The sequence below is a fragment of the Pseudomonas sp. Sample_9 genome, assembly GCF_004307535.1.
In the GTDB taxonomy this organism is placed as follows: domain Bacteria; phylum Pseudomonadota; class Gammaproteobacteria; order Pseudomonadales; family Pseudomonadaceae; genus Aquipseudomonas; species Aquipseudomonas mercuritolerans.
Genome location: NZ_RAZO01000427.1, coordinates 1,739 through 4,686 on the forward strand (window position 1 = coordinate 1,739; position 2,948 = coordinate 4,686).

Sequence of the window (2,948 nt, forward strand, 5' to 3'; positions counted from 1 at the left end):
CCAAACTCCCGATCAACCCCCGGCAACCCAGGTCGCTTCAACACCAGCACCGGCACGCCACGCTCACGCGCCACTTCCAGCTTCGGCTCGGTGGCGCTGCTGCCGCTGTTCTTGCTGATCAGTACATCGATCTGTCGGCGCTCGAATAGCGCTCGCTCGTCTTCCAGCAGAAACGGCCCGCGTGCGCCGATCACTTCGCAGCGTGGGTTGCCGGGATAGACGTCGAGGGCGCGCAGGGTCCAGAACTGGTGGGCGGGGATTTCGTCGAGGTGTTGCAGTGGTTCGCGGCCGAGGGTGAACAGCGGGCGGTGGAACGGTTGCAGCGCTGTGATCAGTTCGGCCCAGTCACTGACCTCGCGCCAGTCATCGCCTGCTTGCGGCTGCCAGGCGGGGCGGCGCAAGGCCCAGCAGGGAATGCCGGCAAGCCGTGCCGCGCGGGCGGCGTTGGCGCTGATTTGTGCGGCGTACGGGTGGGTAGCGTCGAGCAGCAGATCGACACCTTCATCGGCGATGAACTGCGCCAGACCCTCAGCGCCGCCATAGCCGCCGACCCGAACCTGGCAGCGCAAATCGCTCGGCACCCGGCCAACGCCGGCGAGGCTGTAGATATGTTGTGGGCCGAGCGTGCGGGCAATCGCCAGCGCTTCAGTGACACCGCCGAGCAGCAAGATCCGTTTCATGCAAAACCTCCGGCGTGGCCGACAATCCCGCCTTGACGATCAATGGCAAACACCTCGACCTGGACCTGCGCCGGCACTACGCTGCGAGCGAAATTCAGCGCATGGCGACAAACCTCATCTCCCAAAGCAATGCCCGCCGCGCTGGCCATGGCCAAGGCTTGTTGGCTGGTATTGGCTTCGCGAATGCCTTGCTGCAACGCCGGCTCCGCGCCAATTGCCGCCGCCCACTCGGCCAACTGCGGCAAATCGATGCTCGAATGCCGTGAGTGCAGATCCATATGCCCGGCGGCAAGTTTGCTGATCTTGCCGAAGCCGCCGCACAGGCTGAGTTTATCCACAGGCACTTTGCGCAGATGCTTGAGCACCGCACCGACGAAATCACCCATCTCGATCAGGGCGATTTCCGGCAGGTTGTAGACCCGGCGCATGGTGTCTTCGCTGGCGTTGCCGGTGCAGGCGGCGATGTGCAGATAGCCGTTGGTTTTCGCTACGTCGATGCCCTGATGAATCGAGGCGATGTAAGCGGCGCAGGAAAACGGTCGGACGATGCCGCTGGTACCGAGGATCGACAGGCCGCCAAGAATGCCCAGCCGTGGATTCATGGTTTTCAGCGCCAGTTCTGCGCCGCCCTCGACATTGATCGTGACCTCGAAGCCGCCACCGTAGCCGGTTTCGGCGGCGAGCAAGGTCAGGTGATCGCTGATCATTTTGCGTGGCACCGGATTGATCGCCGGCTCGCCGACGGCCAATACCAGACCTGGTCGGGTCACCGTGCCGACGCCGACACCGGCGTTGAAGCGAATTCCCGGTTCGGCTGACAGGCGCACCTGTGAGTAAAGCAGGGCGCCGTGGGTGACATCAGGGTCATCGCCGGCATCCTTGATCGTACCGGCTTCGGCGCCGTCTTCGCTCAGTCGGCAGAACTCCAGGCGCATCTGCACCTGTTTGCCCTTGGGCAAAGTGATGTGCACCGCGTCGGCAGCGATGCCGGTGAGCAACAGGCGCGCAGCGGCGAGGCTGGTGGCGGTGGCGCAGCTGCCGGTGGTGAGGCCGCTGCGCAGGGGCGCGGGTTGTTCGGCGGTTTCGTCACGCATCGAGGGGTTTGACCAGTTCCAGCAGGGTGATCGGCAATGCCTGACGCCAGGTGTCGAACTCGCCAAGCGGTTGCGCCTGGGCGACATGGATGCGCGTCAGCTCACCGCCGTATTGTTCGCGCCAGTGCACCAGGGTGACTTCGCTTTGCAGGGTCACGGCGTTGGCCACCAATCGGCCGCCGGGCTTGAGCCGGTCCCAGCAGGTTTCGAATACACCCTCACGGGTGACGCCGCCGCCGATAAAAACAGCGTCCGGCCGTTCGAGGTTATCCAGCGCTTGCGGCGCCTTGCCACGAATCAGTTGCAGGCCGGGTACGCCCAGCGCATCGCGGTTGTGTTCGATCAATTGCTGACGGCCCTCGTCGGCCTCGACCGCCATGGCACGACAGCTCGGGTGCGCACGCATCCACTCGATGCCGATCGAGCCGCTGCCGGCGCCGACATCCCAGAGCAGTTCGCCGGGTTTCGGCGCCAGGCGGGCGAGGGTGATGGCGCGCACGTCGCGCTTGGTCAACTGGCCATCGTGACGGAACGCCGAATCGGGCAAACCGGCGAGGCGCGACAGGCCGGCAACACCGGAGTCGGCCAGGCACTCGACAGCGACGACATTGAGGTCGGCGACCGCCGCATCGCCCCATTCGCTGGCGCTGCGTTCGATACGTCGTTCGGCGTCGCCGCCCAGACGTTCCAGAACAGTCATGCGACTTGGGCCGAAACCACGTTCGCACAGCAATTGCGCAACGGCGGCCGGGCTGCTGCCGTCATTGCTCAGCAACAACAGACGCACGCCGCTGAACAGGTGTGCATTGAGCGCCGCCAACGGACGCGCCACCAGCGACACAACCGTCACCTCTTGCAACGGCCAGCCCAGGCGCGCCGCCGCCAATGCGCAGGACGAAGGCGCGGGAATGATCGACATTTCGGCGCTCGGCACCTGCCGCGCCAGACTGGCACCAACGCCGTAAAACATCGGATCGCCGCTGGCCAGCACGCAGACCGGCTCGCCACGCGACTCGAGCACCGGCGCGAGGGAAAACGGACTCGGCCACAATTGCCGCTCGCCGCCAATGCACGGCGGCAGCAGGTCCAACTGACGCTGGCCGCCGACGATCCGCGAAGCGCCCATCAGAGCACGCCGGGCATTCTTGCCCAGGCCCTTGAAGCCGTCTTCACC

Annotated in this window: 3 protein-coding genes; all 3 read right to left on the reverse strand. The window is 65.4% G+C overall.

The window, feature by feature from the left end:
• The coding region (locus tag D6877_RS24410) for a cobalt-precorrin-6A reductase (RefSeq protein ID WP_130912363.1) at positions 1-680 on the reverse strand (680 nt) is incomplete at its 3' end.
• Positions 677-1,774: a cobalt-precorrin-5B (C(1))-methyltransferase gene (locus D6877_RS24415; protein ID WP_130912361.1), complete on the reverse strand. Its 1,098-nt coding sequence runs from the start codon at positions 1,772-1,774 to the stop codon at positions 677-679. The genes D6877_RS24410 and D6877_RS24415, both read right to left, overlap by 4 nt.
• The coding region (gene cbiE / locus D6877_RS24420) for a precorrin-6y C5,15-methyltransferase (decarboxylating) subunit CbiE (RefSeq protein ID WP_130912362.1) at positions 1,767-2,948 on the reverse strand (1,182 nt) is incomplete at its 5' end. The genes D6877_RS24415 and cbiE, both read right to left, overlap by 8 nt.

Excerpts from the sequence above, each read along its gene's own strand:
- D6877_RS24415 (WP_130912361.1), bottom strand. The coding sequence starts at position 1,774 with ATGCGTGACGAAACCGCCGAACAACCCGCGCCCCTGCGCAGCGGCCTC.